Origin of the sequence: Enterobacter cloacae complex sp. 2024EL-00227, from assembly GCF_043945315.1 — a bacterium.
GTDB classification, from domain to species: Bacteria; Pseudomonadota; Gammaproteobacteria; order Enterobacterales; family Enterobacteriaceae; genus Enterobacter; species Enterobacter roggenkampii.
In genome coordinates this window covers 1-6,242 of record NZ_JBIMQP010000043.1, presented here as the reverse complement: position 1 = coordinate 6,242, position 6,242 = coordinate 1, and the positions used below count along the sequence as shown (strand labels likewise).

The window sequence follows — 6,242 nt, the reverse complement described above, 5'->3', positions numbered from 1 at the left end:
GATTTTTTGTACCTCTGAGCTGTGGTAGAGCTTGACCACTTTGACAGGCAGCTTTGAGCGAGAAGCGGACATTGCAGACTGCCCAGTAGAAAAAGTGCTATCAGAATTATCTAAAGGAAGATCGTATTTACCATGTCTCATTCTAACTGTTTAATAAATTACAAAAATTAAAATTTCCATTTAATATCATCGCGTTAAGCAAGAGAATTAAACCTCTCATTTAATTTATGATTCTTATTTAATTCATGAGTTGGTGTAAAAATAGGTTGCCGCACTATAGAAAGACACATATTTAAACCCAGCAGGAAATCATATTTGAAAGTAATGTGTTTAAGGGGCTGCGTAACAAGAACAGCAAGTAAATACATAGTAATAACAGTTACCATTCCCATTTCGCAAGTGGCCATATCAGAGGTGAACTAATGCCTGCTGCAATTTTAAGAATTAAGGTTATCCTAATAATTCTTTTGTATGATTAAGATCATCGATAAATTTACTAAGGACTCATTAATGAAATTGCGACTCTGGAATCTATTACCCCATGATTACGCTCCTTTTTTTCGTATTCTTCACATCATTGTGGCATTTCTAATATTATCACAAATTATTAACTCTAATCTGACAGAGACCGAAGCAATTGGTGAACATAGTCTTGAAGGAGTTATAACCTGGATGCACATTATTTCAGGGTTAGGACTGATTATTTGTGGTTTTATTATGTTAAGTTGGATGCTTACTCAAAGAGGTTTTACTTATTATTTTTCATGGGTAGGGCTTGACTTTAGTGGTATTAAGCAAGATATAAAAACGTTGACTAGTTTCCGACTGCCCGATGCACATTCGGGAGGTATTGCCAGTACAATCCAAGGATTTGGAGTTCTAGCATTGCTAATTGTAGCACTTTCAGGTGGCCTATGGTTCTTGTTGAATACCATGCAGTCAAATCTGGCTGAAACAGTAATCCACTGGCATAAGTTCTTTACTACTTTCATTGAGGTCTATTTTTATGCACATGGTGCAATGGGAGTTTTGCATATTTTAATTGAAAAATATAAAAGCCGCTCAGTTAACCTAAGTGACTAATCTGTTGTGAGATAATATTACTTCAAGTTGAAGAAAACCCTAAAAATAAAATTTAGTTTACTAGAAGATGAAACAGCACTTGCAGAGACTTTTTAATTAAATTTAATAAAAACGAAAAAATATTCATGGCGAAATGATTGTTTAATTATCTATCATGGATAGAAATGTGAGTTAGTCGTCCTATTTTAGGAAGTTAATAATGACTAAAACAAAAGGGTTACCTCGTCCGCTGACGCACTACGCTTGGCTTTCCATTGCCACGGCTATTGCCACTATCGGACTCAAAGGTGTGGCGTGGAAAATGACCGGTTCGGTCGGTCTGCTATCTGATGCCATCGAATCCGTAGTTAACCTCGCAGGAGCCCTAATGGCGCTCTGGATGCTGACCTTGGCTGCGCTTCCGGCCGATGAGAACCATGCATATGGGCACGGCAAAGCCGAATATTTCTCGAGTGCTTTCGAAGGATTTCTGATCCTATTGGCGGCAGCCAGTATCGCCTATACCGCAGTTGAGCGGATGTTAACTCCACAGCCGCTTGAGGAGATTGGTCTCGGATTACTGGTTTCAACAGTCGCATCAATCCTTAATTTTGTGACGGCTCGCATTTTGTTAAGGGCTGGCAGGCAGCACAACTCTATCACTCTTGAGGCAGATGCTCATCACCTGCTGACCGATGTCTGGACGTCGGTCGGTGTCATTTTTGGTGTCGGACTGGTTTATCTGACCGGCTGGTTTTGGGTCGATCCGATCGTTGCATTGCTGGTCGCAGCCAACATCGTTTGGACTGGTTATCAGCTTATGAGTCGTTCAGCTGCAGGTCTGATGGACGTATCGCTACCCACGGAAGAACTCAAAAAAATCGAGTCACTGCTGGCAGGATATCGTGAACAGGGGCTTGATTTCCATGCACTACGTACACGCCAGGCTGGCGGGCGGGCGTTTATGACAATGCACATCCTAGTTCCTGGGCGATGGACTGTTCAATATGGGCACGACTGGGCCGAGCGTATAGAGAATGATATCCGCACCGCACTGCCTTTTATCCATATCACCACTCATGTGGAACCGTTGGAAGATCCCGCGTCAATGAACGACCAAACGCTCGACATTTCTGATCACTAAACTAACCACATGTCGCTGGTCGGGCAGGGTAACAAACCTCGCTCTACAAAAATTTCAGGTATTCTCTATAATTCTGAGGGTACTTGATGTGACCTGCGCCCAATTGTTGGGCACGCAATATTTTTAAAAAGTCCGCTTCTGGCACACAGCGGACTTTCCTTACATAGATGATGCGTCAGGCTGCTAATCACAAAAGTTGTTACAGGGCGCTAACTATTAGGCCATGACTGCAAATAAACACCGTTATTCCAGCCTTTCAGGCAGTTTCATTATTTTTATGAAGCGCTTGTATCCGGCAAACCTGTGAAGCACTGTAGCCTGTAGCATCCGCCGTTTCCCGGATACTCAGTTTCTTTACCTGCCGGTAGTACAGGACTTTCTGATGCCGTTCCTGATCGGCCTGCTTACCCCGGTACTTTCCAATTGTATGAGCCCGCTCGATTCCCTGTTTTTGCCGCTGGCGGCGGCTCAGCCAGTCCTTATGTGACATTGCGGCCATCAGATCGATAAGCATGTTATTGATGGCGGTTATTACTGCGCGGGTTATCGGGTCGGCCTGCGAAGGGTCCTTATCTGACAGTGCCTGCCATGATGTGGGCACATCAAGACTGACAATTCGCAGCTCATGTTGTTCTATCTGTTTTTTTAGCGTCATCCAGTCGCTGTTGCTGAGACGTGTCAGACGGTCTATCTGCTCGACCAATAAAATATCATTGTGGTGACTGTCCATCAGTAAGCGCCCTAGTTCCGGGCGCTCAAGTTTTGTGCCACTGATATTTTCCCGGTAGTAGCTGGCGATTTTATGCCCCCGTTCCTGGACGAACTGCTCCAGCATCTCTTTTGCCCGATCGGCGAACTGGTCTTCCGTCGATGCCCTTAAATAAGCTCTGATGAACATTTTCCCACCGCGTTATCGCATTTAGGTTATTGCATTTATTCTATCGCATATAGGTTATGTCATTTATCGTGTGCCGTCACGTTTTGGTTGTGGCGTCAAGGTGTACCCTTATGCGATAAGCATTCTTGTTAAAAATACCGAACCGAATAATTTATGAGGGAAACTATATGGCAAGGAGGCAGATTCTTTCTCTGTCGGAAAGAGAATCATTACTGGCATTGCCAGATGATGAGTTAACGCTGACCCGAATGGCCTATTTCAGTGAGCATGATCTGGCACTTATCAGTGCTCACCGTAAACCTGCCAGCCGTTTTGGTTTTGCCGTCCTTCTTTGCTACCTGAAAAATGTCGGCTTTGCTCCGGATAAAAAAATCCCACCCTCTGATGCGCTGCTGAAGCATATCGCCAGCAGGCTAAAGCTTACCGGGGATCTCTGGCCTGCTTACCTTTCCGGCAGGGATACGACCCGGCGTGAGCATTTAACCGAACTGTACCGCTATCTTGGCGTAAAGGCGTTCACCGGCAAAATACAGCAGGACGGTATTACGCACCTGTTGTCGATGGCGACGCGCACCGATAAAGGTATTCTCCTGGCCGAAGAGTTACTGGTCTGGCTCCGGCAGAACAACGTGATAATTCCCGCGATTGATGTCGTGGAGCGGACCTGTGCGGAGGCCATGGCTGGCGGAGATAAAATCGTATTTCAGACCCTGAATGCCCCGTTAACTCCGGCGCACCGGGATGCCCTGGATCGTTTACTTGAGTCATCAGATAATCAGCCTTCCAGGCTGACATGGCTTCTGCAACCGCCGGGTAAAATCAATGGTAAGAACGTACTGCAACATCTTGATCGGCTCAGCAGCATTGAATCGCTGGCATTACCTGAAGGTATAGATCGTACCATTCACCAGAACCGGTTGCTGAAACTGGCGCGGGAAGGCCGAAAGATGAGTAGCCGGGATTTGACCCGATTTTCAGCAGCCCGCCGTCATGCGATCCTGGTCTGCGTGCTGGAAGAAGCCAGAGCCACACTGACAGACGAAGTGATTGAGCTGCATGAACGAATGCTGAACAGCCTTTTCAACAAAGCCAAAAGAACACAGGCTGAGCGCCTTCAGCAGACCGGAAAGCTGATCCAGTCCAAACTGAGGCAGTACATCGATGTTGGTCAGGCGCTGTCTGATGCCCGCGACTCCGGTGGCGATCCATGGCTCGCAATAGAAAACATACTCCCGTGGCCTGAATTTGTCGCCAGTCTGGAGGAAACACGCCATCTCGCCAGAAAAAATAATTTTGACCCGCTGCATATTATTACTGAGAAATACAGCACATTACGGAAATATGCCCCGCGCATGTTGTCCGCTTTACAGTTAGTCGCAACCCCGGCAGCACAACCTCTGGCTGATGCGCTGGTTGTGATCAAGGATATGTACCGGAAGCAGTCACGTAAAGTTCCGGCGACTGCGCCGCTTGAGTTTGTCCCTGAAAGCTGGCGCAAGGTGGTGATTACACCTGCGGGTATTGACCGGCAGTATTATGAATTTTGTGCGCTCAGCGAGCTTAAGGGAGCGTTGCGCTCCGGGGACATCTGGGTTAAAGGCTCACGCCGCTACAAAAATTTTGATGATTACCTCATTCCCGAAAAGGACTTTGACAAACTCACACCGGCGCTGCCACTGCCCGTATCTGCTGATTATCATGAGTACATTGCCAGCCGTATGACTCTGCTTCAGTCCAGACTTGAAGAGGTCAATGCCATGGCTGCCCTTGGTGAACTGCCCGATGTGGAAATATCCGACAAGGGCGTAAAAGTCTCTCCGCTGGATAACTGCGTTCCGGCACAGGTTTCACCGCTGGCAGAACTGGTTTACAGCATGCTACCGCGACCTAAAATCACGGAAATTCTCGACGAGGTAAACTGCTGGATGACGTTTACCCGTCATTTTTCGCATATAAAAAATGACATTACCCGTCCCGATACCCGCCAGCTCCTCACCACCATTCTTGCGGATGGCATCAATCTTGGCCTGACCAAAATGGCAGAAGCCTGCCCCGGGAGCACCAAATCATCACTCGAAGATATTCAGGCATGGTATACCCGCGACGAAACCTATTCAGCCGCGCTTGCTGAGCTGGTAAATGCGCAGGGAAAAAGACCACTGGCGGCATTCTGGGGAGACGGAACAACGTCATCATCAGATGGACAGAATTTCAGAACAGGCAGCTCAGGCCGCTACGCAGGGCAGGTTAACCCGAAATATGGGCAAGAACCTGGACGTCAGTTTTATACCCATATTTCGGATCAATACAGCCCGTTTTACACCTGCATAATAAGTCGGGTCAGGGATTCAACCCATGTTCTCGATGGTTTGCTGTATCACGAAAGCGACCTGGAAATCAGGGAGCATTACACCGATACAGCTGGTTTCACCGATCATGTCTTTGCCCTGATGCATCTGCTAGGCTTTGCGTTCTGTCCACGAATCAGGGATCTCCACGACAAAAAGCTGTTTATCAAAGGGAAAGCAGACCAATACCCGGCGCTTCAGTCACTGATATCAACAACCAGCCTGAATCTGAAAGAGATCGAAATTCACTGGCGTGAAGTGCTGCGCCTGGCAACCTCGATAAAGCAGGGAACCGTGACGGCATCCCTGATGCTTAAAAAGCTTGCCAGCTACCCCAAGCAAAACGGACTTGCCAAAGCACTGAGGGAAATTGGCCGTATTGAACGAACGCTGTTTATGCTCGACTGGTTCCGCGATCCGGCACTTCGTCGGCGGGTACAGGCGGGACTGAATAAAGGAGAAGCCCGTAACGCGCTGGCGCGCGCGGTATTCCAGCACCGTCTGGGTGAAATCAGGGATCGTAAACCGGAAAATCAGAGCTACCGCGCCAGCGGACTGACGCTGCTGACGGCAGCTATCTCGCTGTGGAATACCATCTATATGGAAAGAGCGGTCGATGCCCTGAAGCGTAAAGGGATGAAGATCAACGAGCGACTGCTATCGCATTTGTCCCCGCTAGGCTGGGAACACATCAATCTTACAGGCGATTATATCTGGAAAAGCAACCGGATACCGGCTTCCGGTAAGTTTCGTCGGCTGCGGCCAGCTAAAGTAGGAAGGTCAAAAAACG

Annotated in this window: 4 protein-coding genes; 3 read left to right on the top strand and 1 reads right to left on the bottom strand. The window is 47.5% G+C overall.

Going from position 1 to position 6,242, the window contains the following annotated elements; genetic code table 11:
• Positions 1 to 510 precede the first annotated feature (510 nt).
• Together ACHH0Z_RS25245 and ACHH0Z_RS25240 are read left to right on the top strand one after the other, a co-directional pair.
• On the top strand, positions 511 to 1,083 hold the full coding sequence (locus ACHH0Z_RS25245; RefSeq protein WP_001515348.1) for a cytochrome b/b6 domain-containing protein: 573 nt from the start codon (positions 511 to 513) through the stop codon (positions 1,081 to 1,083).
• Positions 1,084 to 1,282: 199 nt separating this feature from the next.
• Positions 1,283 to 2,206: a cation diffusion facilitator family transporter gene (locus ACHH0Z_RS25240; protein ID WP_000167917.1), complete on the top strand. Its 924-nt coding sequence runs from the start codon at positions 1,283 to 1,285 to the stop codon at positions 2,204 to 2,206.
• Positions 2,207 to 2,462: 256 nt separating this feature from the next.
• Here ACHH0Z_RS25240 and ACHH0Z_RS25235 read toward each other — a convergent pair whose 3' ends face one another.
• Entirely contained in the window at positions 2,463 to 3,104 is a 642-nt protein-coding gene (locus ACHH0Z_RS25235; RefSeq protein ID WP_001567361.1) for a recombinase family protein, read from the bottom strand.
• Positions 3,105 to 3,271: 167 nt separating this feature from the next.
• Here ACHH0Z_RS25235 and ACHH0Z_RS25230 point away from each other — a divergent pair.
• A partial coding sequence (locus tag ACHH0Z_RS25230; protein ID WP_045409649.1) for a Tn3 family transposase occupies positions 3,272 to 6,242 on the top strand: 2,971 nt, incomplete at its 3' end.

Excerpts from the sequence above, each read along its gene's own strand:
- ACHH0Z_RS25245 (WP_001515348.1), top strand. The coding sequence starts at position 511 with ATGAAATTGCGACTCTGGAATCTATTACCCCATGATTACGCTCCTTTT.
- ACHH0Z_RS25240 (WP_000167917.1), top strand. The coding sequence starts at position 1,283 with ATGACTAAAACAAAAGGGTTACCTCGTCCGCTGACGCACTACGCTTGG.
- ACHH0Z_RS25235 (WP_001567361.1), bottom strand. The coding sequence starts at position 3,104 with ATGTTCATCAGAGCTTATTTAAGGGCATCGACGGAAGACCAGTTCGCC.